At 66.6% G+C, this 25,883-nt stretch carries 32 protein-coding genes and 1 tRNA gene; 10 read left to right on the top strand and 23 right to left on the bottom strand.

Annotated elements, in window-relative coordinates:
• Positions 1-69: 69 nt before the first annotated feature.
• From rpsA to ACX40Y_RS10190, 3 genes are all read left to right on the top strand, one after another.
• The gene (rpsA, locus tag ACX40Y_RS10200; protein ID WP_459119443.1) at positions 70-1,782 is read left to right on the top strand and encodes a 30S ribosomal protein S1; all 1,713 of its coding nucleotides are present in this window, start codon (positions 70-72) and stop codon (positions 1,780-1,782) included.
• A gap of 177 nt (positions 1,783-1,959) precedes the next feature.
• Positions 1,960-2,238 (top strand): integration host factor subunit beta, encoded by a 279-nt coding sequence (locus ACX40Y_RS10195; protein ID WP_459119442.1) that lies wholly within the window; start codon positions 1,960-1,962, stop codon positions 2,236-2,238.
• A 47-nt stretch (positions 2,239-2,285) separates the two neighbouring features.
• Positions 2,286-2,372 (top strand) — tRNA-Leu (locus ACX40Y_RS10190).
• An 11-nt stretch (positions 2,373-2,383) separates the two neighbouring features.
• Here ACX40Y_RS10190 and ACX40Y_RS10185 read toward each other — a convergent pair.
• Positions 2,384-2,887 (bottom strand): NUDIX domain-containing protein, encoded by a 504-nt coding sequence (locus tag ACX40Y_RS10185; protein ID WP_459119441.1) that lies wholly within the window; start codon positions 2,885-2,887, stop codon positions 2,384-2,386.
• Positions 2,888-3,002: 115 nt separating this feature from the next.
• On the opposite strand from ACX40Y_RS10185, the gene ACX40Y_RS10180 reads away from it, so the two are divergent.
• Together ACX40Y_RS10180 and ACX40Y_RS10175 are read left to right on the top strand one after the other, a co-directional pair.
• On the top strand, positions 3,003-4,460 hold the full coding sequence (locus ACX40Y_RS10180; RefSeq protein WP_459119440.1) for an ABC transporter substrate-binding protein: 1,458 nt from the start codon (positions 3,003-3,005) through the stop codon (positions 4,458-4,460).
• Positions 4,461-4,465: 5 nt separating this feature from the next.
• Positions 4,466-4,888: a DUF4112 domain-containing protein gene (locus ACX40Y_RS10175; protein ID WP_459119439.1), complete on the top strand. Its 423-nt coding sequence runs from the start codon at positions 4,466-4,468 to the stop codon at positions 4,886-4,888.
• Positions 4,889-4,903: 15 nt separating this feature from the next.
• Here ACX40Y_RS10175 and ACX40Y_RS10170 read toward each other — a convergent pair whose 3' ends face one another.
• Genes ACX40Y_RS10170 through ACX40Y_RS10160 form a run of 3 tightly spaced genes read right to left on the bottom strand, consistent with a single transcriptional unit; the run spans position 4,904 to position 7,528 of the window.
• Complete coding sequence (locus ACX40Y_RS10170; RefSeq protein ID WP_459119438.1) at positions 4,904-5,620, bottom strand: ribonuclease T2 family protein; 717 nt, start codon at positions 5,618-5,620, stop codon at positions 4,904-4,906.
• Positions 5,621-5,636: 16 nt separating this feature from the next.
• The gene (gene nadC / locus ACX40Y_RS10165; RefSeq protein WP_459119437.1) at positions 5,637-6,482 is read right to left on the bottom strand and encodes a carboxylating nicotinate-nucleotide diphosphorylase; all 846 of its coding nucleotides are present in this window, start codon (positions 6,480-6,482) and stop codon (positions 5,637-5,639) included.
• A gap of 32 nt (positions 6,483-6,514) precedes the next feature.
• Positions 6,515-7,528, bottom strand: coding sequence for a winged helix-turn-helix domain-containing protein (locus ACX40Y_RS10160; RefSeq protein ID WP_459119436.1), 1,014 nt, complete (start codon positions 7,526-7,528; stop codon positions 6,515-6,517).
• Between the two features lie 94 nt (positions 7,529-7,622).
• Here ACX40Y_RS10160 and ACX40Y_RS10155 point away from each other — a divergent pair, with 94 nt between their 5' ends.
• Positions 7,623-7,991, top strand: coding sequence for a helix-turn-helix domain-containing protein (locus ACX40Y_RS10155; protein WP_459119435.1), 369 nt, complete (start codon positions 7,623-7,625; stop codon positions 7,989-7,991).
• Here ACX40Y_RS10155 and nadA read toward each other — a convergent pair.
• The 6 genes from nadA to ACX40Y_RS10125 all read right to left on the bottom strand — a co-directional run bounded on the left by nadA (position 7,986) and on the right by ACX40Y_RS10125 (position 13,621).
• Positions 7,986-8,996 carry a quinolinate synthase NadA gene (nadA, locus tag ACX40Y_RS10150; protein WP_459119434.1) on the bottom strand — a complete coding sequence of 337 codons (1,011 nt, stop codon included), beginning with the start codon at positions 8,994-8,996 and terminating at the stop codon, positions 7,986-7,988. The genes ACX40Y_RS10155 and nadA overlap by 6 nt on opposite strands.
• Before the next feature lie 77 nt (positions 8,997-9,073).
• Positions 9,074-9,724 carry a PEPxxWA-CTERM sorting domain-containing protein gene (locus ACX40Y_RS10145; RefSeq protein ID WP_459119433.1) on the bottom strand — a complete coding sequence of 217 codons (651 nt, stop codon included), beginning with the start codon at positions 9,722-9,724 and terminating at the stop codon, positions 9,074-9,076.
• 52 nt (positions 9,725-9,776) lie between these two features.
• Positions 9,777-10,535 carry a hypothetical protein gene (locus ACX40Y_RS10140; protein ID WP_459119432.1) on the bottom strand — a complete coding sequence of 253 codons (759 nt, stop codon included), beginning with the start codon at positions 10,533-10,535 and terminating at the stop codon, positions 9,777-9,779.
• Positions 10,536-10,624: 89 nt separating this feature from the next.
• Positions 10,625-11,497 carry an MBL fold metallo-hydrolase gene (locus tag ACX40Y_RS10135; protein ID WP_459119431.1) on the bottom strand — a complete coding sequence of 291 codons (873 nt, stop codon included), beginning with the start codon at positions 11,495-11,497 and terminating at the stop codon, positions 10,625-10,627.
• A gap of 121 nt (positions 11,498-11,618) precedes the next feature.
• Positions 11,619-13,256 carry a M56 family metallopeptidase gene (locus tag ACX40Y_RS10130; protein WP_459119430.1) on the bottom strand — a complete coding sequence of 546 codons (1,638 nt, stop codon included), beginning with the start codon at positions 13,254-13,256 and terminating at the stop codon, positions 11,619-11,621.
• Positions 13,253-13,621 carry a BlaI/MecI/CopY family transcriptional regulator gene (locus ACX40Y_RS10125; RefSeq protein WP_459119429.1) on the bottom strand — a complete coding sequence of 123 codons (369 nt, stop codon included), beginning with the start codon at positions 13,619-13,621 and terminating at the stop codon, positions 13,253-13,255. The genes ACX40Y_RS10130 and ACX40Y_RS10125 overlap by 4 nt, the downstream gene beginning before the upstream one ends.
• A gap of 395 nt (positions 13,622-14,016) precedes the next feature.
• Between ACX40Y_RS10125 and ACX40Y_RS10120 the strand changes: the two genes are divergently transcribed.
• Complete coding sequence (locus ACX40Y_RS10120) at positions 14,017-14,541, top strand: PEPxxWA-CTERM sorting domain-containing protein (RefSeq protein WP_459119428.1); 525 nt, start codon at positions 14,017-14,019, stop codon at positions 14,539-14,541.
• Positions 14,542-14,849: 308 nt separating this feature from the next.
• On the opposite strand, the gene grxD is transcribed toward ACX40Y_RS10120, so the two are convergent.
• The 13 genes from grxD to ACX40Y_RS10055 all read right to left on the bottom strand — a co-directional run bounded on the left by grxD (position 14,850) and on the right by ACX40Y_RS10055 (position 23,742).
• Positions 14,850-15,182, bottom strand: a complete 333-nt coding sequence (grxD, locus tag ACX40Y_RS10115; protein WP_459119427.1) for a Grx4 family monothiol glutaredoxin — start codon at positions 15,180-15,182, stop codon at positions 14,850-14,852.
• Between the two features lie 3 nt (positions 15,183-15,185).
• A complete protein-coding gene (locus ACX40Y_RS10110) occupies positions 15,186-15,425 on the bottom strand; it encodes a BolA family protein (protein ID WP_064313164.1) in 240 nt (79 codons plus the stop codon).
• A gap of 1 nt (position 15,426) precedes the next feature.
• The gene (locus tag ACX40Y_RS10105; RefSeq protein WP_459119426.1) at positions 15,427-15,750 is read right to left on the bottom strand and encodes a DUF1476 domain-containing protein; all 324 of its coding nucleotides are present in this window, start codon (positions 15,748-15,750) and stop codon (positions 15,427-15,429) included.
• A gap of 138 nt (positions 15,751-15,888) precedes the next feature.
• A complete protein-coding gene (locus ACX40Y_RS10100; protein WP_459119425.1) occupies positions 15,889-16,287 on the bottom strand; it encodes a hypothetical protein in 399 nt (132 codons plus the stop codon).
• Positions 16,288-16,388: 101 nt separating this feature from the next.
• Positions 16,389-17,390 (bottom strand): NADPH:quinone oxidoreductase family protein, encoded by a 1,002-nt coding sequence (locus tag ACX40Y_RS10095; protein ID WP_459119424.1) that lies wholly within the window; start codon positions 17,388-17,390, stop codon positions 16,389-16,391.
• Complete coding sequence (gene leuD, locus ACX40Y_RS10090) at positions 17,353-17,982, bottom strand: 3-isopropylmalate dehydratase small subunit (RefSeq protein WP_459119423.1); 630 nt, start codon at positions 17,980-17,982, stop codon at positions 17,353-17,355. Before leuD ends, ACX40Y_RS10095 begins: the two co-directional genes overlap by 38 nt.
• A gap of 98 nt (positions 17,983-18,080) precedes the next feature.
• The gene (locus ACX40Y_RS10085) at positions 18,081-18,221 is read right to left on the bottom strand and encodes a hypothetical protein (RefSeq protein WP_459119422.1); all 141 of its coding nucleotides are present in this window, start codon (positions 18,219-18,221) and stop codon (positions 18,081-18,083) included.
• A 20-nt stretch (positions 18,222-18,241) separates the two neighbouring features.
• Positions 18,242-19,684, bottom strand: a complete 1,443-nt coding sequence (gene leuC / locus ACX40Y_RS10080) for a 3-isopropylmalate dehydratase large subunit (RefSeq protein ID WP_459119421.1) — start codon at positions 19,682-19,684, stop codon at positions 18,242-18,244.
• A 95-nt stretch (positions 19,685-19,779) separates the two neighbouring features.
• Positions 19,780-20,166, bottom strand: a complete 387-nt coding sequence (locus ACX40Y_RS10075; protein WP_459119420.1) for a hypothetical protein — start codon at positions 20,164-20,166, stop codon at positions 19,780-19,782.
• A 245-nt stretch (positions 20,167-20,411) separates the two neighbouring features.
• A complete protein-coding gene (locus tag ACX40Y_RS10070; RefSeq protein ID WP_459119419.1) occupies positions 20,412-21,374 on the bottom strand; it encodes a bile acid:sodium symporter family protein in 963 nt (320 codons plus the stop codon).
• 114 nt (positions 21,375-21,488) lie between these two features.
• On the bottom strand, positions 21,489-22,139 hold the full coding sequence (locus ACX40Y_RS10065; protein WP_459119418.1) for a CoA transferase subunit B: 651 nt from the start codon (positions 22,137-22,139) through the stop codon (positions 21,489-21,491).
• Positions 22,139-23,038, bottom strand: coding sequence for a 5'-nucleotidase, lipoprotein e(P4) family (locus ACX40Y_RS10060; RefSeq protein ID WP_459119417.1), 900 nt, complete (start codon positions 23,036-23,038; stop codon positions 22,139-22,141). The genes ACX40Y_RS10065 and ACX40Y_RS10060 overlap by 1 nt, the downstream gene beginning before the upstream one ends.
• Positions 23,035-23,742: a CoA transferase subunit A gene (locus ACX40Y_RS10055; protein WP_459119416.1), complete on the bottom strand. Its 708-nt coding sequence runs from the start codon at positions 23,740-23,742 to the stop codon at positions 23,035-23,037. Before ACX40Y_RS10055 ends, ACX40Y_RS10060 begins: the two co-directional genes overlap by 4 nt.
• Positions 23,743-23,981: 239 nt before the next feature.
• Between ACX40Y_RS10055 and ACX40Y_RS10050 the strand changes: the two genes are divergently transcribed.
• The 3 genes from ACX40Y_RS10050 to ACX40Y_RS10040 all read left to right on the top strand — a co-directional run bounded on the left by ACX40Y_RS10050 (position 23,982) and on the right by ACX40Y_RS10040 (position 25,869).
• Positions 23,982-24,512, top strand: a complete 531-nt coding sequence (locus ACX40Y_RS10050; RefSeq protein WP_459119415.1) for a porin family protein — start codon at positions 23,982-23,984, stop codon at positions 24,510-24,512.
• A 167-nt stretch (positions 24,513-24,679) separates the two neighbouring features.
• A complete protein-coding gene (locus tag ACX40Y_RS10045; protein ID WP_459119414.1) occupies positions 24,680-25,015 on the top strand; it encodes a hypothetical protein in 336 nt (111 codons plus the stop codon).
• Complete coding sequence (locus tag ACX40Y_RS10040) at positions 25,015-25,869, top strand: GH25 family lysozyme (protein WP_459119413.1); 855 nt, start codon at positions 25,015-25,017, stop codon at positions 25,867-25,869. Before ACX40Y_RS10045 ends, ACX40Y_RS10040 begins: the two co-directional genes overlap by 1 nt.
• Positions 25,870-25,883: the final 14 nt, after the last annotated feature.

Here is a 25,883-nt window from a genome sequence, read left to right as displayed (position 1 = left end):
GTTTCTGGCCCTCAAGACCGCCGGATCCAACCGGTTGGCCGGAAAAAACGAATTAGGAAACAAACTTTTATGGCCACTGTGGCAAATCCCTCCCGCGACGATTTCGCGGCAATGCTCGACCAGACGCTCGGTCAGGCGGACGGCTTTGAAGGCCGCGTCGTGATCGGCACCGTCACCGGCATCGAGAACGACCTGGCGGTCATCGACGTCGGCCTCAAGTCCGAAGGCCGCGTGCCGCTGCGCGAATTCGCCGCGCCAGGCCAGAAGGCTGACCTGAAGGTCGGCGACGAAGTCGAAGTCTATGTCGACCGCGTCGAGAATGCGAACGGCGAAGCGATGCTCAGCCGCGACCGCGCCCGCCGCGAAGCCGCCTGGGACAAGCTGGAAACCGAATTCGCCAAGTCGGCCCGCGTCGAAGGCGTCATCTTCGGCCGCGTCAAGGGCGGCTTCACGGTCGACCTGTCGGGCGCCGTGGCCTTCCTGCCCGGTTCGCAGGTTGATATCCGCCCGGTGCGCGACGTCACCCCGCTGATGGACATTCCGCAGCCCTTTCAGATCCTGAAGATGGACCGCAAGCGCGGCAACATCGTCGTGTCGCGTCGCGCGGTGCTCGAGGAAACCCGCGCCGAGCAGCGTTCGGGCCTGATCCAGAGCCTCGCCGAAGGCCAGGTGATCGACGGCGTCGTCAAGAACATCACCGATTACGGTGCGTTCGTCGACCTGGGCGGCATCGACGGCCTGCTGCACGTCACCGACCTGAGCTACAAGCGCGTCAACCACCCGTCGGAAGTGCTGAACATCGGCGACACCGTTCGCGTTCAGATCATCCGCATCAACCGCGACACGCAGCGCATCTCGCTGGGCATGAAGCAGCTCGAGAGCGATCCGTGGGATGGCGCGGGCGTGAAGTATCCGGTCGGCGCGAAGCTGTCGGGCCGCGTCACGAACATCACCGAATATGGCGCGTTCGTCGAGCTGGAGCCGGGCATCGAAGGCCTGGTCCACGTCTCCGAAATGAGCTGGACCAAGAAGAACGTCCATCCGGGCAAGATCGTTTCGACCAGCCAGGAAGTCGAAGTCGTCGTCCTCGAAGTCGATCAGGAAAAGCGCCGCATCTCGCTCGGCCTCAAGCAGGCCCAGCAGAATCCGTGGGAAAAGTTCGCCGAAGAACATCCCGTGGGCTCGACCGTCGAGGGCGAAGTCAAGAACGCCACCGAGTTCGGCCTGTTCATCGGCCTGGACAACGACGTCGACGGCATGGTCCACATGTCCGACATCGCCTGGGGCATTTCGGGTGAAGACGCGCTCAACCTGCACCGCAAGGGCGAGACCGTCACCGCGATCGTTCTGGCCGTCGAAGCCGACAAGGAGCGCATCTCGCTCGGCATGAAGCAGCTCGAGCGTGGCGGCGTTGCCGCTGCCGGTTCGACCGGCGGTGCGGATCGCCTGGGCAAGAACCAGATCGTCACCGTCACCGTGCTCGAAGTTCGCGACGCGGGCCTCGAAGTGCAGGTTGGCGAGGACGGCGCGACCGGCTTCATCAAGCGCACCGATCTCGGCCGCGACCGCGACGAGCAGCGTCCGGAGCGTTTCCAGGTCGGCCAGAAGTTCGATGCGATGGTCACCGGCTTCGATCGTTCGAAGAAGCCGACCTTCTCGATCAAGGCGATGCAGATCGCCGAAGAGAAGCAGGCCGTTCAGCAGTATGGCTCGTCCGATTCGGGTGCGTCGCTGGGCGACATCCTCGGCGAGGCGCTGAAGGCGCGCAACGAGCGCAACTGATCGGTCGCGGGGGCGGCATCGGCCGCCCCCGCACCCTTCAATGCCCCTTTATCTTACAAGAATTGCAATATTTTTTAAATCTTCGGGTTGATGAAGATTGCACAACAGCGCTAGGGTTTCCTTGGGGATAGCGGTACATGGGCCTTGGGGCTCGCGTACCCCAAGGGAGGGGAGCGGATGATCCGTTCTGAGTTGGTGCAGTTGCTGGCGCAGGATAACCCGGGGCTTTCGACCGCCGAGGTGGAGACAATCGTTTCCATCTTCTTCGACGAAATCGTGCAACGGTTGAGCGCGGACGGTCGGGTCGAGCTACGCGGCTTCGGCGCCTTTTCCACCCGGTCGCGCGATGCGCGCGTCGGGCGTAATCCGCGCACCGGCGAATCGGTGGCCGTCGAGGCCAAGCGTGTTCCCTATTTCAAACCCGGCAAAGAGATGCGCGCGCGCCTCAACATGTGAGGGTGCCACTTGACGGGGCGGCTCGCTTCGTCATGCGTGCGGGCAACGCGGACGTGGCGGAATCGGTAGACGCCGGAGACTTAAAATCTTCTGCCCCTCGGGGCGTGCGGGTTCGAGTCCCGCCGTCCGCACCAGCGGCCTTGCCCTACCAGTCGGCGGGCGGCCGCCGGTCGGCCAACCAGTCCTCGATCCGCCTGCGCGTGGCAGGGCCGGTATCGGCCGGCAGCGCCCGCGGATCGAATGCCGATGCATCGATAATCTCGAGCGACGGCCGAAAGGCGTAACGGACCGATTCGACCACGGCGAGCGTTACCGTATCGCGCCGAAAATTGGGCTGGTGGCGCAAGGTGCCGAGCAGCCGGACATCACCGTGCCCGATCATCCCGATCTCTTCGCGCAACTCGCGCAGCAGCGCATCGTGCGGCGTTTCCTTCGCATTCTGCCCGCCCCCCGGCAGGTGCCAGCCGCGGAGATAGCTGTGGCGCACCAGCACGACGCGCCCTTCCGGCGTCACCGCGATCGCGCGGACGCCGCCGGTGGCGGGGCGCGTGAAGAACCAGCCGATCGTCCGAACCAGCAGATAGGCGCGCAGGGCCATGCCGATCGGTCCGGCGGCACGTGGTGCCCGTCTGATGCGCCCCTTGTCCATCGCGCCGCCCTAGCCGGTGCGGCCCCCCGTCATCAACCGTGGCCGCGCCGCAGGGGGTTGGCAGCGCGAGCCCGCGCCCATAGACCTCGGCCTGTCCTCGCCACCCGGAGCCGCCATGCCCCGCACCCCCCTGCCCCTGATCGCCCTAGTCCTCGCCGTGGCGGCGTGCGGGCCGGAGGGGCAGCGCCCCGATGACATGCCGGTGGTAGTCAGTGCGATCGGCGGCCCCCGCCTGTTTGCCGATCCCAATGCCGGCCCGCTGACGCCGGCGCAGGACGTGGCGCTCACCGCGACGGCGCAGGGGCTGGTGCGCTTCGACGCCAATGGCCAGATCGAGCCGGCGCTTGCCGAGCGCTGGAATGTCATCGACGACGCGCGCAGCTATATCTTCCGGCTGGGCGATGCCACCTGGCCGGACGGCGAACCGGTCACCGCCGGCGAAGTGGTGCGCGCGCTGCGGCGGGCAACCGCGCAGGCGTCGCGAAGCCGGCTGGCCGAACATCTGGCGGTGATCGACGAGATCGTCGAGATGACGCCGCAGGTGATCGAGGTTCGGCTGAAACATCCGCGGCCCGATCTGCTCAATCTGTTCGCCCAGCCCGAAATGGCGGTGTTCCGCCCGCGCAGCTTTACCGGCACTGGCCCGTTCCGGGTGGTCGACGGGAAACGGGCGGGGCTGTTGCTCGAACCCGCCCGCCTGCCCGAGGAAGAAGGCGATCCGAAACCACCGCCCGAGACGATGGTGCGCCTGCACGGCGAACGCGCGGCCCGGGCGGTGGCGCGGTTTCGCAAGGCGGCATCGGATCTGGTGCTCGGCGGCACGATCGCCGACTGGCCGCTGGTGGGCCAGGCGGGGATCGCGGCCGAGAATATCCACTTCGATCCAGCAACGGGCCTGTTCGGCCTAGCCGTGACGCGCCCCGAAGGCTTTCTGGCGAGCGCCGACAATCGTGCCGCGATCGCGATGGCGATCGATCGGGCCGCGCTGACGGGCGCGTTGGCGCCGAAGTGGAGCGCGACGGAGACGCTGTTGCCCGCGCAGCTCGATTCGGCGGCCCCGCCCGCCCGCCCCGCCTGGGCCGAGCTGGACGCCGACGCCCGGCTGAAGACCGCCCGCGAGCGCGTCGCCGCCTGGCGCAAGGCGAATCCCGGACGTATCGAGATTGCGATCGCGCTGCCGGCGGGGCCCGGCGCCACGAGACTATGGGGCTATCTCGCCGCCTCGCTCATTCGCGTCGGGCTCGATCCGCGACGCGTCGCGATCGACGATCCCGGGGCCGCGCTGAAGCTGATCGACGCGGTGGCCCCCTATGACAGTGCGCGCTGGTATCTCGCCACCGCGTGCCAGCGCTGTTCGGAGGATGCCGCGACGCTGATCGCGGCCGCGCGCGATGCACCCGATCTCTACAACCGCCAGCACCGTATCGCCGAGGCGGACGCGCTGCTGACCGCCGAGAACAGTTTCATTCCGATCGCCCAGCCGCTGCGATGGTCGATCGTCGCGCTTCGGCTGAGTGCCTGGCAGGGGAACGCCCGCGCGGTGCACCCGTTGAACCATCTCCGCAAGGAGTGAACCGCATGACCCGCGCACGACGGATGGAACAAGGCTTTACCGATCGGCTTCCGCTCGGCCGGGACGCCGCCGCGGTGCGCCAGCGCATCGAGGCGATGGAGCATCTGCTCGAACGCAGCCTGACGATTCCCGGCACCAGCCAGAAACTGGGGCTCGACGTGGTACTCGATTTCGTCCCCGGCATCGGCCCCAGCGTCGCGGCGGCGATGGGCGCCTACCTGGCCTGGGAGGCGCGCAACCTGGGCATGCCGAAGCGCACTATCGCGCGGATGGCCGGCAATATCGGTGTCGACTGGGCGCTCGGGATGATTCCGTTCGTCGGCGCGATCCCCGATTTCTTCTTCCGATCGAACACGCGCAACGTACGGCTGATCAAACGCTATCTCGACAAGCACCACCCGGCGAGCCGCGTCATCGAGCAACCCTGAGAGATCAGCGGGCGGTCACCGCGCGCCGCGCCAGATCGCGAGCGGCGTATTATCCGCAACGCCGCCGCTGCTCGGCTTGCAGCGGGTGTAGCGGAAGCGGGTGTCGAGGCAGAGCCAAAGCTCGTCGAGCCAGCCGTCGCGCGTCGTCGTCACGCGAATCGCCTGGGCGGGAATGCCGCGATTGCGCGCGGCAAAGGCGCGCTTGAAATCGCCGACGGTCGTCCGCCCGCGCGACAGGCGATCCATGTCCGGATAGCGAAGCGCACGATACAGCCGGGTCGAGCGATCGAAATACTCGGCCGCGGTGCCGCGCATGCAGGTGCCATGCTTGGCCCATTCATGCTGGATCAGCTGGGCCGACGGCGTGGCGCACAGCGTCTTGCGGATCAGCGACGGCGACAGGATCGTCGTAGGGGCGCAATATTGCGGCCATTGCTTGCCCCGCCCATCGGGCCACAGCCCGTGCAGCGTAAAGCCGAAGCGATTATCGCCGCCGCATTGAAAGGCACTGCGCGGATCATCGCGGTGCGCGCGGCAATAGCCGGGGCTCCAGGTGAGCGCGAGCGTGTAGCCACCGATCGGCAAAATGCGTCGCGGCTCGCGTGCGCTGGGCAGATCGGGCCGGGGTCGCTCTACGCGCGACGGAGTCACGCACATCGCCGCCTGCGCCAGCGCCGCGCCGGGCAGCAGCGTGGCCAAGCCGGCCAGCATTCCGATCGTCCGTCTGATCATATCCCCCTCCGTAAGGTTACAAGGCGCGAAAATCGAGGCCGATGTCAACGGCGGGCGCCGACTGGGTGAGGCGGCCGACGCTGATGTGGGTGACACCGGATTCGGCGATCGCGCGGATCGTATCGAGCCGCACGCCGCCCGACGCCTCGGTCGGCACGCGCCCGGCGACCAGCGCCACCGCCGTGCGCAGCATCGGCGACGCCATGTTGTCGAGCAGCAGATGCGTGGCGCCGGCGGCGAGCGCGGGTTCGATCTGCTCGATCCGATCGACCTCGACGATGATGCGCTCGATCCCGGCAGCCAGCGCACGGGCGGTGGCCGCCTGCACCGATCCGGCGACCGCGACGTGATTGTCCTTGATCATCGCCGCATCCCACAGCCCCATCCGGTGATTGGTCGCGCCGCCCATGCGCGTCGCGTATTTTTCGAGGATCCGCAGGCCAGGCAGCGTCTTGCGCGTGTCGAGCAGGGTGGCGCCGGTGCCGTCGATGGCGTCGACATAGCTGCGCGTCATCGTGGCGATGCCGCTGAGATGCTGGACGGTGTTGAGCGCCGATCGCTCCGCCGTCAGCATGGCGCGGGCGCGGCCGCGCAGCCGCAACAGCACGCCGCCCGCCGCGACACGCTCGCCCTCGCCCGCAAGACGCTCGATCTCGACATCCGGGTCGAGCGCGCGGAAAAACGCTTCGGCAATCGGCAGGCCCGCCACCGCGATCGGCTCGCGGCATGCCATGACGCCTTCGAAAAGCGCATCGGCCGGGATGACGGCGGCGGAGGTGATGTCGCCGCCGTCGCCGAGATCCTCAGCAAGCGTGGTGCGGACGAACTGGTCGAGATCGAAGCGGTCGAGCGCGAAGGTCATGCCGGGGCTGTAGAAGCGCAGCGCACGCGCGTCTATTCGAACTGCACCAGCGGCGGTCGTCCGGCGAGATAGCAGCTTGCCGGCGCATCGAAGCGGAAGCCGGCCGCCGCCAGCCGGATCAGGATTTGGCGGGTATGGACCATGCCGGTGCGGCTGTCCTCGATCCGGGCGGGATCGCTGAGCGTCGATTCGGCAAGCATCACGCCACGCGAGCGGCGCGTGAGCACGCCGGCATCCACCATCGCCGCGACGCGACGATGCGTGGTGGATGCCGGCAGGCCGAGCGCACGCGCGACGGCGCCGGTCGAGACCGGCTTGCGCAGCGCCTCCGGCGGAACCGAGTCGAAATCGGCATAAAGGCGCGCGATTTCGGGATCATGGGTGAACGGACGGGCATTGGCGCACATGATCGCGTTGACGAGGATCATGTCGGTCCAGGACTGAAAGCGATGCGCGTGGAATTCGATGCCGGTGAGCAGGACATCATGCGCCGCCGCGAGCCCCGCCGCCCAGTCATAGACAACATGCCCGCGCGTCTCCGGCAACGTCACGCCGAAGCCGGCGAGATCCTCGGTGAAGCGCACCATCGCATCGTGATGCGCGTTGAACAGCGCGGCGATCGCGGGACGGTCATGCACCTCGGGGGGGACGATCACGCCGGCGGCGGTGCGCAGGCACAGCCCCTGCCCGCAAAGCGCGTGGATATGCCGGCGCATGGTTTCGAACGGCCGGCTGAGCGACGCCGCCAACGCATTGATGCTGATCGCCTTTGGCGGCCGGCCATCGTCCGGCGTGCCCGGCGACCCCGGCAGCCGCATCTCGCTGGCGCGGGCGACGACCATGAAGATGATCGCGCGATCGAGATCACCATCCAGCGCCTGAATGCCGGCCGCGACCATCGCCGTCTGCAGCTCCGAGATCAGCCGGACGACCAGCCTGCCCTGCGCAAAGGATGGCGAGGCGCCGTCGTTCGGCAAGGACGTTCGAACCGTATCCTGCATGGACAGCGGCGCACCCGAGGCGGAGCGGTTCCAGTTCGTCAGCATACCTCCCCACCCGTGACCAGCATGCGAACGTTTGCGATTGCTTAACACATTATCGACTAACACGGAACGATACATCGAGGCCGGCTGTCCAATTATGGTATCCCAGCAACTGCCTGAAGAATGGGCCACCACCGCGGCAACGCTTCGCTCCGCCCGCGAAACGGCCGGGCTGTCGCTCGAGACGCTCGCCGAGCGGACGCGCATTTCGCATCATCATCTCATTGCGATCGAAGCGGCCCGGTTCGATCGGTGCGGCGCACCGATCTACGCGCTCGGCTTTGCCCGATCGGTTGCGCGTACGCTTGGCGTGCCCGAGCTGACGGTGGCGCAAGGCGTGAAGGCGGGGCTGGCCGGCCGCCAGCCCGCATCGATCGAACCGGCGCCGGCACCGCGCCGTTCGGCGCTCCGCGAGATCGGTGTCGCGGCAAGCATGTTCAGGCGCGCGCCGCGCCCGCGATCATGATCCGCTGAACGACACCGGGCCGAGATCGCCCTGCCCCACCGTGGCCCCGGCCATATCGAGCATGCGATCGAGGCTGGTCTTCGCGCGCAGCCGCAGCCCCTCCTCGATCTCGATGCGCGGCGTCAGGTCGCGCAGCGCCAGATACAGTTTTTCAAGCGTGTTGAGCGCCATATAGGGGCAGATATTGCAGTTGCAGTTGCCGTCCGCGCCCGGCGCGCCGATGAAGCGCTTGTCAGGCATCGCCTTTTCCATCTGGTGGATGATGTGCGGCTCGGTGGCGACGATCAGCGTGTCGCCGGGGATCGACTTGGAGAAATCGAGGATACCCTTGGTCGACCCGACATAATCGGCGTGATCGAGGATATAGGCCGGGCATTCGGGATGCGCGGCGATCGGCGCGCCGGGATGCTGTGCCTTCAGCTTGAGCAGTTCGGTTTCGCTGAACGCTTCGTGGACGATGCACACGCCGGGCCAAAGCAGCAGCTCTCGGCCGACCTTGCGCTGGAGATAGCCGCCGAGATTGCGGTCGGGGCCGAAAATGATCTTCTGTTCGGGCGGAATCTGCGCGAGGATCTTCTCGGCCGATGAGCTGGTGACGATGATGTCGCTGAGCGCCTTCACCTCGGTCGAGCAGTTGATATAGGTCAGCGCGATGTGATCGGGGTGCGCGGCGCGGAACGCCGCGAACTGGTCGGGCGGGCAGCTGTCTTCGAGGCTGCAGCCGGCATCCATGTCCGGCAGCACGACGATCTTGTCCGGCGACAGGATCTTGGCCGTTTCCGCCATGAAGCGCACGCCGCAGAATGCGATGACATCGGCGTCGGTCTCCGCCGCCTTGCGGCTGAGATCGAGGCTGTCGCCGACAAAGTCGGCCAGGTCCTGAAGCTCGGGCTTCTGATAATAATGCGCGAGGATGACGGCGTTGCGCTCGTTGCGGAGCCGATCGATTTCCGCGCGAAGATCCAGCCCCGTCAGGCTGCCACCGATACCGTTACGCGCGTCCATCCGATCCTCCACTGTCGAGCCGGCATGTGGCCCGCCGGGCCGGACGGATCAAGAGCCGATGGACGCGCGCCAATCGTTCAGGCGGCAGGCGCAGGCTTTTGGCCGCGTGGCGGCACGCGGCGCCGGCGAAGCATGCCGCCGGCCAGCGCGACGCCGCCGATCAGCATTCCCCATGCGGCCGGCTCGGGCACCGCCGTCTGAAGGCGATACAGGCCGCTATCGCCGGGCATCGTGAAGTAGATGACATCCGAATGGCCGACAAAGGGGCCGATACCGTCATAGGTGGCGCTGGCGTCGATATAGAATTCGAACGGCAGATCGGCATAGTAGAGCGTAACCTCGCCGCCGTCTTCGAACGTCAGGCCCAGATTGTTCTTCATGCCGCCGCTGAACCAGAAGGTGCCGAGCAGATCGCCGGTGAGATCAAAGGCGCGATCGTCCACCTCGAACCGGTTCCCGCCGATGACGAGATCGACGTCGGAGCCGGGCGGCAGGAAGTTCAGGAGACTGTCCGAATCCGACTGGCGGAGGCGATAGAGCGACAGCCGGGTGGGGCTGTAAACCGTCACCTCGGTCGTCACATATTCGTTCGACGCCAGCAGCTCCGAACCAGGGATCTCCGGGAGCCCCGAATAGGGAAAGGCGAACTCGAACGAAAATGTCTGCGCTGCGGCCGGCAAGGCGAACAGGCTCGCCGCCAAGGCCAGTCCGATCCGTGTGAACCCCATGACAATCCCCTTTGTTGGTCAGTCTCCGTCAAAAACCATCGGCCGCTGCGGATCAGGGCAGATAAGCGCGTATCGGCCGATCGGCGCCCGGCGTGCCCGCCACGACCTGCCGCGTGATCGCATAGCCGGCCGGGCTATAGGCGATGACGTCGGCAAGCACCTGCGAGGCGAGGATCGCGGCGACGCCATAGGCGAAGGCAGGATGAACCCGGCCGCGCCGCCGGACATCGGCAATCGCGCCGATCGCGGGCCAGATCATCGTCGCGGCGAGGCACCCCCACCAGGCGAACGGGATCATCAGCGGCATCGGCAGCAGCCGGCCCCAGGCCGGGCCGGTGAGCAGCGCAAAGGCGCAGAACATGAGCCGGCGATGCCAGTCGGTCTGCCGCCGCAGCCGGATCGCGACGAGGACGAGCCCCGTGAATATGGTGAGATGCAGCGGATTGCTGATGAGGAACTGGTTGACGTCGAAGAAGAACGGCGCGCCCCGGCGCACCGACGTGACCGTCATCGCGATCCCGAGCGAGAGCATCATCGGCAGCCAGAGCAGCGCGAGCCAGCCCAGCCGCCGGTGGAGGCGCACATTGCCGTTCGCCACCAGCACGTTCTGGAGAAGATAAAGTGCCACCCAGCCGAAGAATACAAAGGCGTGAATATGAAAGATCAGCGGCAGCGCGAAGCTCGACCGGCCGAGCACGAGGCTCGTCGAGAAGCCGAGCACCAGCCATCCCGACATGATGCAGGCCATGATCGTGAAGAATCGCGTATCGTCCGCATGATCCTGAGAAAAAGGTCGCAGAACCGTTGCCATGACATCGTCCGTTACAGTTTCGATGCCGGCGCATTAGTGCATAATTAAGATTCGTTTCATGCCCGTGCGACGGGCCTGCGACCAAGCGATCAGTCCGCGACGCGCCCTGCCCGCCAGCCATCGGCGTCGCGCACCGCGCGCCCCCGCGCTTCGAGTTCGATCAGATGCGCCAGCACCGAACGCCCGGCCGCACCGGTCAGCCGCGGGTCCAGCCCGACATACATGCGCTCGACCATCGCCGGAACGGCCGTCACGCCCTGCGCCAGCAGCCGAACGATCTGCCCCTCGCGCTGCTTGCGATGCCCCGCCAGCCCGCGCACGAACCGGCGCGGCTTTTCGATCGGATCACCGTGCGCGGGATAATAGATGCGATCCTGCTCGCGCGCCATCAGCCGGTCGAGGCTTGCCATATAGTCCGCCATGTTCCCGTCCGGCGGCGCCACCACCGTCGTCGACCAGCCCATCACATGATCGCCGGTGAACAGCGCGCCGCGCTCCTCCAGCGCAAAGCAAAGATGGTTCGACGTGTGCCCCGGCGTCGCGACGGCGGTCAGCGTCCAGCCCTGCCCCGCAACCTGCTCGCCATCCGCCAGCACCCGATCGGGCGCATAGCCGGTATCGAACGAGGCATCGGCACGCGGGCCGTCATCGGCGAGTGCCAGAGGGGCGCAGCCGATGACCGGTGCCGCCGTCGCCGCCTTGAGCGCGGGCGCGGCGGGGCTGTGATCGCGGTGCGTATGGGTACACAGGATCGCCCGCACCGGCCGTCCGCCGATCGCCGCGAGCAGCGCGGCCAGGTGCGCCGCGTCGTCGGGGCCGGGATCGATCACCGCCAGATCGTCGACCCCCACCAGATAGGTCTGGGTGCCGGTGTTGGTGAAGGGCGAGGGATTGTTCGCGAGGACCCGCGTCACCAGCGGCTCGAGCGCGATCGCAAGGCCCGTGGGCGCATCATCGGTCATGCAAGCGCATTTGGGCATTCCGCGCGCCGAGGCAAGCCGGTGGGGAGCGGGGCCGGCCCCGAAGGAACAGGCCGGCCCCGCCAGGGTTGCCGCCGCCCGGTTGCGCGGCGGCGCCCTGTGGTCAATCTCCGTCGTCGTTCGCGTCGTCGCGCAGTTCGGCCAGTGCCTCGTCGATGCCCTTCAGCGCGTCGGCGCGCTGTTCGGCGGTGAGGCCCGACTGCGCCTCCACGGTGCGGCGCGCGAACGCCAGGCTCGCCTGCGCGCTGCGCATCGCCATCTGCTTGTCGTGCATCGACATCCGCGTGGCTTCGGCGGTCATTGCGGCAATCCGATCCTGGCAAATGATCATGATCTTCCTGGTGCCTTCGGTGCGGTGCTCGACCGTGGCCCAGTCCCCCTTGCCGCAATTGCCGTCGCGGATCTCCGGGATGCTCGCCTGGATCGCCGCCATGTCGGGCATGGTGATTTCCTGCCGCTTTCCGTCGCGCCGCACGATCACCATTTTCTCGATCGCGCGGCCATCAGTCACGGTGCGATCGACACGCACCATCTGGTGCCGGACGCTCGGCGCTTCGGGCGCAGCCGGTGCGGCCGGCGCTGCCGGTGCAGCGGACGCGGCGGGCGCTGCCGGCACTGCGGGTGCCGCTGGCACTGCGGGTCGGGCCGGGGCCGCAGGCGCGGCGGGCGGCGCCGGGGGCGCCGGCACCGCCTGTTCCTGCCCGGCGGCAGCCACGCCGTCGCGCAGCCGCTCGGCCGCCTCGCTGCCCGATGCGGTCAGCGCCAGCGCGGCGAGCGAAACCGTGGCAATTCCGGCCAGCCCCACGCCGATGCGGATGGGGGAAAGCTTCCGGTGGATCGAGAGCATGCGTAACCTCCCTTTGACGTCGTTGATCGTGTGCAGATGACATGCCGCCGAGACCGCGCCCCCATGCGCGGACTTGACGATCGCACGGCCATAGGCATGGCGCAGTGCCTGGGCGCGGCCGGCGAGCACCAGGGCGTCGCAGGCCATTTCCTGATCGGCACGGAAGGCGCGGAACGCCCGCCATGCGACTGGATTGAACCAATGGGCGGCCAGCACGATCAGCGCGACCCAGTTGGCGATCAGATCGCCGCGCAGATGGTGGCCGAGTTCGTGCGCCAGCGCGAGATCGCGTTCGACCTCGTCATAGCGCTCCGAAAAGTCGCGCGGGAACGCGACGAACTTGCGGAAGATGCCAAAGGCCAGCGGCCCGTGCGCGGCATCGGTTTCGATTACCTTCACCCGGCCCTGCGCGACCGTGCGGTCGACGCGCGCGCGAGAGAGCAGGTGCCGGCAGAAGCGGCGATGCGCGATCAGGTGATAGCCGAGGAACAGCAGCGCGCCGATCGCCCACAGCCCGAGCAGCAATATCGCCACGCTCGGCCCGCCAGCGACATGCGTCGGCGCGACCAGCGCGGCGGGCTGATGATGGCCCAGCGCGCTGAGGTCGATCTCCAGCACCGCCCCCTGGTCGGCCGTCGGCGGCAAGGTGGCGGGGTTCAGCACGCCCATCACCACGCCCTGCCCCTGTTCGGCCGAGCGCGTCAGCGGCGCGAGCCAATGGCTCAGCTGCCACTGGCCCGGCATCGGCGGCAGCACCATCCTGGCAGCGGGCAGCAGCCACAGCGCATAGGCAAGCTGCGGCCCGAAGGCGCGGCGGACCGGACCGCGCAGGGCAAGCGCGAGCAGCATCAGCAACGTGCTTGCCGCGAGGGTTTCGATCCACCAGCCGATCATTGCTTGAGCGCCTTGAGCAGCGCCTCGATCTCGGCGATGTCCTGATCGGTGATGGCGTCGCGCTCCGCCAGATGCGCCACCAGCGGCGTCAGCTTGCCGTCGAACAGCCGATCGATCAGCCGCCGCGATTCACCGACAACATAATCGCCGCGCGCGACGAGCGGCCGATAGCGATAGCGGCGCCCCTCCTCCTCATGCGCGATGACGTTCTTGGCCAGCAGCCGGCCGAGCAGTGTCTTGACCGTGTTGGCGCTCCACGCCCGCTCGGCGGGTACGCGCTCGGCGACTTCCTGCGCGGTGAGCGGCGACTCCTCCCACAGCACTTCCATCACTGCATGTTCGGCTTCACTGATACGCTCGCTCATACCACCCTCTCATGACTACACCCGTAGTCGCATTGATTACGCATGTAGTCAAGCGGTGCCGTGCCCCTCGCCGCCACTCGGTTCGTGGCGAAAACAATCCGCTTCGCCGCCCGCATCGCACCATTTCAGGTTGCAGTGCGGCATGAGGGGCAAGCCGCACCGCCTAAACACACGATGCAGCGCACACCAAATACGGCGCCAAAGCAATTGAATTGCGACGTAAATTACTATCTTTGGTGTATTACGAGAACGTAACGAAAATATTTTCGTCAAAATAGGATGCTATTGTCGTTTTTATACAATGAATATTCAAATTGACTCCATTGCTGATTTTCGTGATTTTTGGCTTGCTGCACCGCAGCAGCGATTCGTAGTGATGGGGGTACATCATGCGCATGACCAAGCTATTGAGCATTGCAATCCCGGCGCTGGCGCTGGCACCCGTTCCGGCAATGGCCGACCCGATCGACCTGACGACCTTGATCGGATCCTGGGACATTCAGGACTATTTCGGCGAACCGGGCGATTTTTTCGAGAACACCTATTACGCGCCCGTCGCCATCACGGCGAAGTTCACCGATCTTTACGTGATCGGCGACGAGTATAACATCTTCATCAACGGCGTCATTTTCGCCTCTGCCCTGTCGCCGATCGACGACGGTACCTATCTGACCGACCCCGACGCGGCCTATGATTCCGGCAAGTTCACGCGCGGGCTGATCTATCTGCAGGCAGGCGACACGCTGTCGTTCCAGATCCTGACGATTCCGGACGGCTATCCCGATGGCACGATCGCGGTCACCGCGCTGGAGCCCGCGGGCGTGCCGGAACCGGCCGCGTGGGGCATGCTGATCGGCGGCTTTGCGCTCGCAGGCTCGGCGGTCCGTCACCGCGCACGGGTGAAGGTTACCTACGCCTAAGCACCGCAACCAGCCTCCGCTCGGTCAGGCGCCCGAGCGGAGCAGCGTTGTCGGAATGTCTTACACCTGCGTGCCGTCCGGTTCGCGAATTAACCATCGTGTGGGCGCAAACCCGGGCTTTCGTGATTTTGGCACGCACCCTGCTAGAAGGAAGACACCCCAAGCGTTCCCTGACGCTTCCGGGCGGGTCGATGCTCAACCGGTCTCGCATCGACCCGCCCGCACCGGGCAGCACGCAGCCATGACACGAAAAAAGGCCCCCGCAGCGCGAGGGCCTTTTTCTGTCGTCGGCCGTACCGGGCGCGAAGTCAGGCCGAAGCCGCGACGCCCTTGTCGGCCATCAGCTGGGTCAGCTCGCCGCTTTCGTACATTTCCATCATGATGTCCGAACCGCCGACGAACTCACCCTTCACATAGAGCTGGGGGATAGTCGGCCAGTCGGAAAAGGCCTTGATGCCCTGGCGGACGGCCTGGTCCTGCAGCACATCGACGCTCTCGAACTCGACGCCGAGATGGTTGAGGATCGCCACCGCGCGGCTGGAAAAGCCGCACTGGGGGAACAGGGGGCTGCCCTTCATGAACAGCAGCACGTCGCTGCCGTCGACCAGCTGCTGGATGCGGGCCTGGGTATCGTCGGTCATTGCTTACTCCTCGGGCGTCGCTTCGGTGGTCAGCTGGAGCGCGTGGAGCACGCCGCCCATCCGTCCACCCAGCGCCGCATAGACGGCCTGGTGTTGCCGCACGCGCGGCATGCCCCGGAACATGGGGGCGACAACCCGCGCTGCATAGTGGTCGCCGTCGCCGGCCAGATCGGTGATCTCGATCTGGGCGTCGGGGATGCCGGCGCGGATCAGCGCCTCGATCTCGGCAGCGGGCATCGGCATGTTACTGGGATTCCATCAGCTGGCGGCGGGCCTCGACGGTCTTTTCCTCGATCGCGCGGCGCACGGTGGCGTCGTCGATCTCGACATTCGCCGCGAGCATGTCGCCGAGCAGCTTGCGGATCACGTCCTCGTCGCCGGCTTCCTCGAAATCGGCCTGGACGACCGCCTTGGCATAGGCGTCGGTCTCTTCGGGTGTGAGGCCCATCCTGGCGGCGGCCCACTGGCCGAGCAGCTTGTTGCGGCGCGCGGTGATGCGGAACGCCATATCCTCGTCGCGCGCGAACTTCGCCTCGAACGCCCGTTCGCGATCGTCGAATGCGGTCATCATATGCCCCTTAGCTAAACTCGGGCCCGAGATAGGAGGGCGGGGCCGCGCTGGCAACGGGGGAGGTTCCGGATGGCGGGGGTTGGCGATACGGTTACAAGGCATCCGCCAAGCGCAGAGAGACTCATCGGCTGACGATCAGCTCGCTTTTACCAGCTTCATCAATTCGACCCGCAGGTCTTCCATAACCTGCTTGTCGGTCGACCACAGCCAGATGTGGGTCAGCACGGTTTCGTACCAAACCCAGATGGTGTGTGAGCGCCAAAGAAGCGCACCCTCAATGAGGTCCTCGTATTCGGTCCATTCCGGGAGGGTGAGCAGGGCATCTCGATTTTGTGCCGCAAACGTCTCGAGGAGATGGCGATACATGAACTCGTCGCCATCGGAAGATCCCCAAAGCGTGAACCCCCAACCTTGCGGCCCCGTGTTGCCATATTGAGCCGACCGCTTGACCGTATCGATCTTGTCGAAGCGGAACGCAGCAAACACGGGCCGATCAACGATCCGAGCACGCTTTCTCGTAAGCCAGCCGAACAAGCGAAATCTCCCGCGTCTCGCTCCACTATAATCCGGCGAGACATTTGAGGCCAACGTGACGCAAGCGTCGGTCTGCCGGCGCAATCGCGAGGCCTCGGGACCTAACCCGCCACCCGCACCACCACCTTCCCGATCACCGCCCGCGCCGCCATCTTGGCGATCGCAGCGCCGCCCTCGGCGAACGGAAACACCTCCGTCACCCGCGGCGCGATCTTGCCTTCGCTCCACAGCCGGAACAGCGTGTCGACATGCGCGCGGTTGGCCTGGGGATCGCGCGCGGCGAAGGCGCCCCAGAACACGCCGCACACGTCGCAGCTTTTGAGCAGGGTGAGGTTGAGCGGCAGCTTGGGGATGCCCGCCGGGAAGCCGACCACCAGATAGCGCCCCTCCCAGCCGATCGCGCGCAGCGCCGGCTCGGCATAGTCGCCACCGACCGGATCGTAGATCACGTCCGCGCCCTTGGGGCCGACCGCCGCCTTGAACGCCTCGGCCAGCGCCTTCGAGGCCTCCTTGTCGAGCGGCCCGCGCGGATAGACCAGCGTCGCATCCGCCCCCGCCGCCCGCGCTGCCTCGGCCTTTTCCTCGGAGGAGACCGCCGCCACCACCGTCGCGCCGTACGCCTTGCCCAGCTCGATCGCCGCGAGCCCGACGCCGCCCGCCGCCCCCAGCACGAGCAGCGTCTGGCCGGCGCTCAGCCTGCCCCGATCGAGCAGCGCATGGATCGTCGTCGCATAGGTGAGCAGCAGCGCCGCGCCGTCCTCGAAGCTGCGGCCCTCGGGCAGCCGGTAGAGCTGCGCCGGGCTCAGCACCAGCTTCTCGACCAGCCCACCATGGCCCGGCACGGCGATCACCCGGTCGCCCGGCGCCCAGTCGGTGACACCCTCGCCCACGGCTTCGACCACGCCGGCGATCTCGCCGCCCGGCGCGAACGGCCGGGGCGGCTTGAACTGGTAGCGATCCTCGATGATCAGCACGTCGGGATAGTTGATCGCGCAGGCTTGCACGCCAACCAGCACCTGGCCTTTCCCGACTTGCGGGTCAGCCACCTCTTCCAGGCTTAGAGTATCAGGTCCGCCCGATGCCTTCGACAGCAACGCCTTCATGTCCGCCTCCTACAGCGATCCACGGGCGTTCGTGCGCAACCGCGGATTCGAATTTCGAAATCGCGGTATCTTGTGCCAGCGTCATGCCGATCTCGTCCAGCCCCTGCATCAGGCAGTCGCGGCGGAACGGGTCGAGCGCGAAGGCGAAGCGGTCCTGGAAGTCGGTCGTGACCGTCATCGTCTCCAGGTCGACGGTGATCTCGTTGGCGGTCGCCACCTGCACCAGCCGGTCGATCGCCTCCTGCGGCAGCACCACGGTGACGATGCCGTTCTTGAAGGCGTTGCCCGAGAAGATGTCCGAGAAGCTCGGCGCGATCACCGCCTTGATGCCCATGTCGGCCAGCGCCCAGGCGGCGTGCTCGCGGCTGGAGCCGCAGCCGAAATTCTCGCCCGCCACCAGGATCGGCGCGCCGGCATAGCGGGGATCGTCGAACAGATTGCCCGGCTCCGCGCGGACGCTTTCGAACGCGCCCTTGCCCAGCCCCTCGCGCGTCGTGGTCTTCAGCCAGTGCGCGGGGATGATGATATCCGTATCGATGTTCTTGGCGCCCCAAGGATAGGCGCGACCCGAAACCTGCTGGATCGGCTCCATCAGCGGCGCTCCGCCGATACGGTGTTCAGATGCATGGACACAGCTTTCCTAACGAGTGGCGGAGGCCACCCCAATTCTTCGGCAATCCGCCGCCCGCGTCAGCGCGGTGCGACGACCACCCGCTCGAGCGCCGGGGTAGTTTTGATCGGCGTCTCGGGCCGCGGATAGGCACCCGCATAGGCAGCGGCGACACCGCTCAGGATCGTTCCGGCAATCAATGCGACCAGCGCCTTTTTCATGGCGTCTATCCCCTTACGTCTTACGCCTGGTTCGCCATCAACTCGCGAACGTCCGTCAGGTGCCCGGTCACCGCCGCCGCCGCCGCCATTGCGGGCGAGACGAGGTGCGTGCGGGCACCGGGACCCTGGCGTCCTACGAAATTGCGATTCGAAGTGGAAGCACAACGTTCTCCGGCGGGAACCTTGTCCGGATTCATCGCCAGGCACATCGAGCAGCCAGGCTCGCGCCACTGGAAGCCCGCCTCCAGGAAGATGCGATCGAGCCCTTCTTCCTCGGCCTGGCGCTTGACCAGCCCCGAGCCCGGCACGATCAGCGCCTGGCGGATGCGGTCGGCAACCTTGCGGCCCTGCACCACCGCGGCGGCGGCGCGCAGATCCTCGATCCGGCTGTTGGTGCACGACCCGATGAAGATGTGCTCGACCGGAATATCCTGCATCGCGGTGCCGGGGGTGAGCCCCATATAGTCGAGCGAGCGCTGCGCGGCGGCGCGCTTCGAGGGATCGGCAAAGCTTTCCGGATCGGGCACGACGCCGGTGATCGGCACCACGTCCTCGGGGCTGGTGCCCCAGGTCAGCGACGGTGCGATGTCGGTCGCGTCGAGCTTCACCACTGCGTCATAGCGGGCGCCGGCATCGGTCGGCAGCGTCTGCCAATAGGCGATAGCGCGATCCCATGCCTCGCCGGTCGGCGCCAGCGGCCGGCCCTTGAGATAGGCAAAGGTCTTCTCGTCCGGCGCGATCAGGCCCGAGCGCGCCCCGCCCTCGATCGACATGTTGGAGATGGTGAGCCGCCCCTCGATCGAAAGGTCGCGTATCACCTCACCGGTGAATTCGATGACATAGCCGGTGCCGCCCGCCGCGCCGATCTTGCCGATGATCGCCAGCACCACATCCTTGGCGCTGACGCCGTGGCCGAGTTTGCCGTCGACGCGGATTTCCATAGTCTTGGATTGCTTGAGCAGCAGCGTCTGGGTGGCGAGCACATGCTCGACCTCGCTGGTGCCGATGCCGAACGCCAGTGCGCCCAGCGCGCCATGCGCCGAGGTGTGGCTGTCACCACACACCAGCGTCGCGCCCGGTACGGTAAAGCCCTGTTCCGGCCCGACGACATGGACGATCCCCTGCCGCGCATCGAGCGCGTCGATATAGGGCACGCCGAACTCGGCGACATTGCTGCGCAGGGCGGAGAGTTGGCCCGCGCTGGCGGGGTCGGCGATCGGCAGCGGGTTGCCGGCGGCATCGACGCGCGGGGTGGTCGGCAGATTGTGATCGGGCACCGCGAGGGTAAGATCGGTACGGCGCACCTTGCGGCCCGCCGCGCGAAGCCCGGCAAAGGCCTGCGGGCTGGTGACTTCGTGGACGAGGTGCCGATCGATATAGATCAGGCAGGTGCCATCGTCCCGGCGCTCGACGACATGGTCGGTCCAGATCTTTTCATACAGGGTGCGAGGTTCACGCGACATGGCCGCGCTTTAATCGAATCGTGCGCAGATGCAAGGTTGAGGGACATTTTCTGCCTACCTCACTCACGGAGGGAGGATAGGTCGCAAGTTTCCCATCAGCCCCGGCAGCGCGCCAGAAAACCTTTGATCTGCGCGCGCGCGTCCGCATCCAGCGGACGCGCAGCCGTATAGCCCGTTGTGAAGAGCGAAAGCATGTCGGCCCGCTCCAAGCCTTTCAGCGCTTTGTCATTCTTCGCCAGCCGGATCGTCAAATCCCAGCCTTGCCCCGCACTGGGCTTATACTCGGCAGGCATGAACTGAGGTTCGTCCTTGCCGGTGTAAAGGGCCATCATTGCGGCCCCCTCTGGCATAGCGGATCCGGGCGCATCGCCGACTTTGCCCTCACCGCGGATGTTAAGCAGATCGGTTGCGCCAGCGTAGGTAATGGCAACAGCGTCCGGCGTGCACTCGAACGTGTAGGATCGCTGCGGATCGATTTCCACGGAGAGTGTCTCGCCGTGGCCACTGCTAGGGGCCGCGATTTTCCAGTCATTCGCCAAACTGGGCATTGAAACCAACAAGAAGCCCGATGCTAACAGCACGGCAACGCGACATGCCACGATCAATTCCCCCTAACTCTGTCGTCGCAAGCTAGACACAAAAATCACTACTTCCAACCCAATTGTGATCCATCAATTCCAACCGGCGCCGTCCCCGCAAATACACACGCTGTGCCGCGAGTCACACATCAATCCCGCGCCCCATATTTCCGCGCCAGCACCGCGCAGACAAACAGCTGCAATTGGTGGAAGATCATCAGCGGCAGCACGATCAGGCTTACGGTACCGCCGGCGAACAGAATCGTCGCCATCGGGATGCCACTCGCCATGCTCTTCTTCGATCCGCAGAAGACGATCGCGATTTCATCCTCCTTGCTGAACCCCATCTGGCGGCTGCCGATCGTGGTCGCGACGATCACGATGGCCAGGATCACCGCGTTGAACGCCAGCACCAGCGCCAGATCGGCCAGCGACACCCGGCTCCACACCCCCGCCACCATGCCTTCGCTGAAGGCCGCGTAGACGACGAGCAGGATCGATCCGCGATCCACCACCATGGTCAGCGTGCGGTGCTTCAGGATGAACGTGCCGATCAGCGGTCGCGCCGCCTGCCCCGCCGCGAAGGGCAGCAGGATCTGCATCGCGATCGATTCGAGCGAGGACAGCGAGAAACCCGCCCCGCTCGCGTGCGGCAGCAAGAGCGCGACGAGCAGCGGCGTGATCAGCACGCCGACAAGATTGGAAAGCGATGCGCTGCACAGGGCTGCGGGAACATTGCCCCGCGCGATCGAGGTGAAGGCGATCGAGGATTGCACCGTCGACGGCAGCAGGCACAGGAACAGGATACCGGTGGCGATGCCGGGCGGCAGCAGTTTTCCCGCCAGTGCGAACGCGCCCATGCCGATCAGCGGAAAGAACAGGAAGGTGCTGAGAAACACCGTCAGTTGCAGCCGCCAGTGGGTAAGCCCTGCCCAGATGGCGGCGGGCGCCAGCCGCGCGCCATAGAGGAAGAACAGCAGCGCGACCGCAATCGACACCGCCTGGTCCGCCACCGGCGCCCATATCCCCCGCGCCGGCAACACAGCGGCCAATGCCACGGTCGCGATCAGCAGCAACAGATAGGGGTCGATCCAGCGGCGAAGGGCGGCCATGCAGACACTCGCGATACAATGGGTGTGCGCCGCAATGGCGCCCCGCGTGCCGGGCTGCAAGCGGCGCAGGCGCCATCCAGCTTGACGACAGGCGCACGACCGCGCGCCGGCGGATCAGGCCGTCGCCAACGCGACCTCATAGTGCGCCGTCGTCTTGGCGGCGACTTCCTCCGCGGTCACGCCCGGCGCCAGTTCGACCAGCCGGAACGGCGAGGCATGGTCCACGCGCTGGAACACCGCGAGATCGGTGATGATCATGTCGACCACGTTCTTCCCCGTCAGCGGCAGCGTGCACTCGGGGATGAACTTGGGGCTGCCGTCCTTGGCGTTGTGCTCCATCACCACGATGATCTTCTTCACGCCGGCGACCAGGTCCATCGCGCCGCCCATGCCCTTGATCATCTTGCCCGGGATCATCCAGTTGGCGATGTCGCCGGCCTGGCTCACTTCCATCGCGCCGAGCACGGTCAGGTCGATATGCCCGCCGCGGATCATCGCGAAGCTGTCGGCCGAGCTGAAATAGACCGAGCTGGGCAGTTCGCTGATCGTCTGCTTGCCGGCGTTGATAAGGTCGGGATCCTCATCGCCCTCGAGCGGGAACGGGCCGATGCCGAGCATGCCGTTCTCGGACTGGAGCGTCACCTCCACCCCCTCGGGAATGTGGTTCGCCACCAGCGTCGGGATGCCGATGCCGAGATTGACGTAGAAGCCGTCCTGCAGTTCCTTCGCGGCGCGCGCCGCCATGTCGTCGCGGGTCCAGGCCATCAGTGCTTCTCCTGCGGATCCGCCCAGCGCGTCGCCGGCGGGAAGGTTTGGTCATAGGTGGAACCGAGCCCGGTTCCGTAGACGGGGTTGGGCAGCACGAACCAGCCGCGGCCCCATAGCGCGGCGATCGCCGGGCTCGCGGCGGCCGCGCGCCGCTCGGGCGGGGTAAGACCCGCGAACAGGTCGGTGAAGTCGCCGAGTTGGTCGCCGCCCATCGCCACCACGCACCAGCGCTGGGCGATCGCGTTGCGGCGGGCATCCTTGCCCGACTTGCCGCCGACATCGCCCTTGAGGAAGAGCGTCTCGCCATGCTTCGCCGGGCCCAGCCCCGCGAAGTTCAGCGCCGCCTCGGTTTCCTCGGCATTGGCGGCGGCGCGATTGGTGTTGAAGATCACCGTGACGCCCATCGCCCGGAGCGCGCGCACCGCGTCGAGCGCACCGGGGACGGCGGCGACCTTCATCGCGCCGGTCTTTTCCCAGCGATCCCAGCGCGCGGAATCCCAGCCGCCCGAACGCTTCGCATCGTCCCCCTCATAGCCGAGGTTGAGCAGCATCGTCTCGTCGACGTCGAATACCGCCGCCGCCGGCTTGTTGCCGCAGGACTGGAAGCGCGGGGTGGCCAGCGTGGAGTCGGGCGTCAGCACCACCGAGTTGCGGGGGTGCGGGCCGTTCGGATCGTCCTTCGCCATGCGCGCGCGGACCTGGTCGACCAGCGCGTTATAGGCCTGCACGCTCAGCGCCGCCGCCTCGCCCGAGCCATAGAGATATTGCATCCCGGCCGGGACCCCGCCCGAAGCAGCGGGCGCCGGCGCAGGCGGCGCCTGCGTCACGCTCGCGTCGACGACGCAGCCCGACAGCGCCAGACCCGACGCCGCCAGCAGCAGCGCGGCCCGGATCACGCCGCCTCGCGCGGACGCACGGTGCGGAACTCGATCTTCTTGTCGTAGGGCGCGCCGACCACCAGCCGCTTCACATAGATGCCCGGCAGGTGGATCTGGTCGGGGTCGAGGCTGCCGACCGGCACCACTTCCTCCACCTCGGCCACGCACAGGTGGCTGGCGGTGGCCATCGGCTGGTTGAAGTTGCGCGCGGTCTTGCGGAAGATGAGATTCCCCGCCTCGTCGGCCTTCCAGCCCTTGATGATCGAGATATCGGCGCGGATGCCGCGCTCGAGGACATATTCCTCGCCGTCGAACAGCTTCACTTCCTTGCCCTCGGCCACCTTCGTGCCGACGCCGGTCTTGGTGTAGAAGCCGGGGATGCCCGCGCCCCCTGCCCGGCAGCGCTCGGCGAGCGTGCCCTGCGGGCAGAACTCCACCTCCAGCTCGCCGGAGAGATACTGCCGCTCGAATTCCTTGTTCTCGCCGACGTACGAGGAGATCATCTTCTTGACCTGGCGCGTGCGCAGCAGCTTGCCCAGGCCCTCGTTATCGATGCCGGCATTGTTCGAGGCGATGGTGAGGTCCTTGACGCCCGAAGCCTGGATCGCATCGATCAGCCGTTCGGGAATGCCGCATAGGCCGAAACCGCCCGCGCAGATCATCATCCCGTCGAACAGCAGCCCTTCCAGCGCTGCTTCCGCGTTGGGGTAGAGCTTGTCCATCGGCGATTCCCTCCATCTGGTTGCGGCGGCGATAGTACCGGCGGGCGGCGCGGGTCAAGCGAACCTGAACCGACTTTCAACTCGATCGCCTTCCCCTGCGGAATCGCCGACCGTTGCACTTGTGCAACACATACCAATGTAATGCATTTGTAATATTGCACCTGCGAACCGGACGCCTAACTAGGGGGCCTGGATGGCCATCCGGATATAACAAGTATCAAGTCCAAAGGTATAACATCATGCGTATTTTCGCAGTGACGGCGCTCGCCCTGACGGCAGTCGCAACCCCCGCCCTCGCCCAGGACGCGACCTTCCAGGGTCCGCGCGTCGAAGCAGTCGCCGGTTGGGACAACATCAAGACCGATGGCCTCAGCGGTTCGGGCTTCGTCTATGGCGGCGCGATCGGCTATGACCTGCAGCGCGGCAACGTCGTGCTCGGCATCGACGGCGAAGTCACCGGCACCACCACCGACAAGACGATCGGCACCGTCAACGTGAAGGGCGGCCGCGACTTCTACGCCGGCGCCCGCATCGGTTACGTCGTTGCGCCCGGCACCCTGCTGTACGGCAAGGTCGGCTATGACAACAGCCGCGTGATCGGCCGCGTCGAAGACGTCCGCCTGACCGAAGACCTCGACGGCGTCCGCCTCGGTGCCGGTGTCGAGCGGACCTTCGGCCACTATTATGGCAAGGTCGAGTATCGCTACACCAACGCGTCGCAGGACGTGGTGCGCCATCAGGTGCTGGCCGGCATCGGCTATCGCTTCTGATCGCAGCGATCGAGCAAAGGGGGCGGCGCCGAACCATCGGCGCCGCCCTTTTTTTGCGCCTTGCGTTGGAACAAAGCAGATACAAAAATCTTGCAATGTAGGTGACGCAGCCGGATTTCGTTCATCGATCGGCGATTCGGCCGGTCTGGCAGCGAGGAACATCGGACATGGCGACGAACGACGCGCTCAACTGGCTCGTGCTTCTGGGACTTGGCGGCGTTGCCGGGCTGATCGGCCAGGCGATCCGGCTGGCGCTGGGCATCCACAAGCGGCTGCTTGCAGCACCCGGCGCACCGCTCGAACTCGGCGCCGACGCCTCTCGCATCGCCGTCACCCTGCTGATCGGGGCGATTGCCGGCGCGCTCGCAGCGGTGGTCGTCATCGGCGACGCCAGCCGGATCGCGACCGAACAGGCGCTGGCGCTGATCGCCGCCGGCTATGCGGGCGCCGATTTCGTCGAAGGGATCGTCGGAGGCGCAAGCCGGCTGACGGGCGCGCGCTGATGGCGGCGGGCGAGCGCCGGCTGCGTGTCACCACCCGGCTCAATCTGCGCCGCGGCGCGCCCCGCCTCGATTCGCCGCGAGTGGCGACGATGAACCCGGGCACGGTGCTGGCGATCAGCAAGGTCGTGACCGGCGATCCGGTGGACGGCGACTCCGCCTGGATCGCCACGCCGGACGGCAATTTCGCCTGGTGCGGCGGTGGCCGGATCGAGGCCGGGGCGGCGGCGCCCTCACCGCGCCACGCCGTGCCGCCGGTGATCGACCTGTATCACCGCAACAGCATCACCGATTTCGCCAAGGCCCGGGCGGCGGGCGTGCGCGGCATCATCCACAAGGCAAGCACCGGCGCCACCGGCCGCGATCCGCGCTATGCCGAGCGGCGCGCGGCAGCGCGCGCGGCGGGGCTGTTGTGGGGCGCCTATCATTGGGGAAATGGGCGCGACCCAGCCGATCAGGTGGAAAATTTTCTTGCGGCGGCGATGCCTGACGATGCCACGCTGGTGGCGCTGGATTATGAGGTCGATCCTGCCAGCCAGATGTCGATCGACGGCGCGCGCGCGTTTCTGGAGCGGCTGCACGAACGGCTCGGCCGGCGCGGCGTGCTGTATTCGGGGCACCTGATCAAGGAATCGCTCGGCGACGCGGCCGATCCGTTTTTCGGCGCGCATCGCCTCTGGCTCGCGCAATATGGGCCGAGACCAAGCCTCCAGCCCAGCTGGTCGAGCTATTGGCTCTGGCAGTTTTCCGACGGCCCGGCGTCGATTCCCGGCATCCCCGGCGATGCGGCGGGGCATGTCGACCGCAACCGGTTCGGCGGCACCGCGGAACAACTGGCCGATGAATGGGCGCGTTGAGCGGCACGGCTCGA

The organism is Sphingomonas sp. RS6 (genome assembly GCF_054489705.1).
Note: the sequence above shows the minus strand (reverse complement) of the source record. Positions and strands in the feature narration are given on the sequence as shown.

Coding starts and splice junctions, on each gene's coding strand:
- rpsA (WP_459119443.1), top strand. CDS start 70: ATGGCCACTGTGGCAAATCCCTCCCGCGACGATTTCGCGGCAATGCTC.
- ACX40Y_RS10195 (WP_459119442.1), top strand. CDS start 1,960: ATGATCCGTTCTGAGTTGGTGCAGTTGCTGGCGCAGGATAACCCGGGG.
- ACX40Y_RS10185 (WP_459119441.1), bottom strand. CDS start 2,887: ATGGACAAGGGGCGCATCAGACGGGCACCACGTGCCGCCGGACCGATC.
- ACX40Y_RS10180 (WP_459119440.1), top strand. CDS start 3,003: ATGCCCCGCACCCCCCTGCCCCTGATCGCCCTAGTCCTCGCCGTGGCG.
- ACX40Y_RS10175 (WP_459119439.1), top strand. CDS start 4,466: ATGACCCGCGCACGACGGATGGAACAAGGCTTTACCGATCGGCTTCCG.
- ACX40Y_RS10170 (WP_459119438.1), bottom strand. CDS start 5,620: ATGATCAGACGGACGATCGGAATGCTGGCCGGCTTGGCCACGCTGCTG.
- nadC (WP_459119437.1), bottom strand. CDS start 6,482: ATGACCTTCGCGCTCGACCGCTTCGATCTCGACCAGTTCGTCCGCACC.
- ACX40Y_RS10160 (WP_459119436.1), bottom strand. CDS start 7,528: ATGCTGACGAACTGGAACCGCTCCGCCTCGGGTGCGCCGCTGTCCATG.
- ACX40Y_RS10155 (WP_459119435.1), top strand. CDS start 7,623: ATGGTATCCCAGCAACTGCCTGAAGAATGGGCCACCACCGCGGCAACG.
- nadA (WP_459119434.1), bottom strand. CDS start 8,996: ATGGACGCGCGTAACGGTATCGGTGGCAGCCTGACGGGGCTGGATCTT.
- ACX40Y_RS10145 (WP_459119433.1), bottom strand. CDS start 9,724: ATGGGGTTCACACGGATCGGACTGGCCTTGGCGGCGAGCCTGTTCGCC.
- ACX40Y_RS10140 (WP_459119432.1), bottom strand. CDS start 10,535: ATGGCAACGGTTCTGCGACCTTTTTCTCAGGATCATGCGGACGATACG.
- ACX40Y_RS10135 (WP_459119431.1), bottom strand. CDS start 11,497: ATGACCGATGATGCGCCCACGGGCCTTGCGATCGCGCTCGAGCCGCTG.
- ACX40Y_RS10130 (WP_459119430.1), bottom strand. CDS start 13,256: ATGATCGGCTGGTGGATCGAAACCCTCGCGGCAAGCACGTTGCTGATG.
- ACX40Y_RS10125 (WP_459119429.1), bottom strand. CDS start 13,621: ATGAGCGAGCGTATCAGTGAAGCCGAACATGCAGTGATGGAAGTGCTG.
- ACX40Y_RS10120 (WP_459119428.1), top strand. CDS start 14,017: ATGACCAAGCTATTGAGCATTGCAATCCCGGCGCTGGCGCTGGCACCC.
- grxD (WP_459119427.1), bottom strand. CDS start 15,182: ATGACCGACGATACCCAGGCCCGCATCCAGCAGCTGGTCGACGGCAGC.
- ACX40Y_RS10110 (WP_064313164.1), bottom strand. CDS start 15,425: ATGCCGATGCCCGCTGCCGAGATCGAGGCGCTGATCCGCGCCGGCATC.
- ACX40Y_RS10105 (WP_459119426.1), bottom strand. CDS start 15,750: ATGACCGCATTCGACGATCGCGAACGGGCGTTCGAGGCGAAGTTCGCG.
- ACX40Y_RS10095 (WP_459119424.1), bottom strand. CDS start 17,390: ATGAAGGCGTTGCTGTCGAAGGCATCGGGCGGACCTGATACTCTAAGC.
- leuD (WP_459119423.1), bottom strand. CDS start 17,982: ATGGAGCCGATCCAGCAGGTTTCGGGTCGCGCCTATCCTTGGGGCGCC.
- ACX40Y_RS10085 (WP_459119422.1), bottom strand. CDS start 18,221: ATGAAAAAGGCGCTGGTCGCATTGATTGCCGGAACGATCCTGAGCGGT.
- leuC (WP_459119421.1), bottom strand. CDS start 19,684: ATGTCGCGTGAACCTCGCACCCTGTATGAAAAGATCTGGACCGACCAT.
- ACX40Y_RS10070 (WP_459119419.1), bottom strand. CDS start 21,374: ATGGCCGCCCTTCGCCGCTGGATCGACCCCTATCTGTTGCTGCTGATC.
- ACX40Y_RS10065 (WP_459119418.1), bottom strand. CDS start 22,139: ATGGCCTGGACCCGCGACGACATGGCGGCGCGCGCCGCGAAGGAACTG.
- ACX40Y_RS10055 (WP_459119416.1), bottom strand. CDS start 23,742: ATGGACAAGCTCTACCCCAACGCGGAAGCAGCGCTGGAAGGGCTGCTG.
- ACX40Y_RS10050 (WP_459119415.1), top strand. CDS start 23,982: ATGCGTATTTTCGCAGTGACGGCGCTCGCCCTGACGGCAGTCGCAACC.
- ACX40Y_RS10045 (WP_459119414.1), top strand. CDS start 24,680: ATGGCGACGAACGACGCGCTCAACTGGCTCGTGCTTCTGGGACTTGGC.
- ACX40Y_RS10040 (WP_459119413.1), top strand. CDS start 25,015: ATGGCGGCGGGCGAGCGCCGGCTGCGTGTCACCACCCGGCTCAATCTG.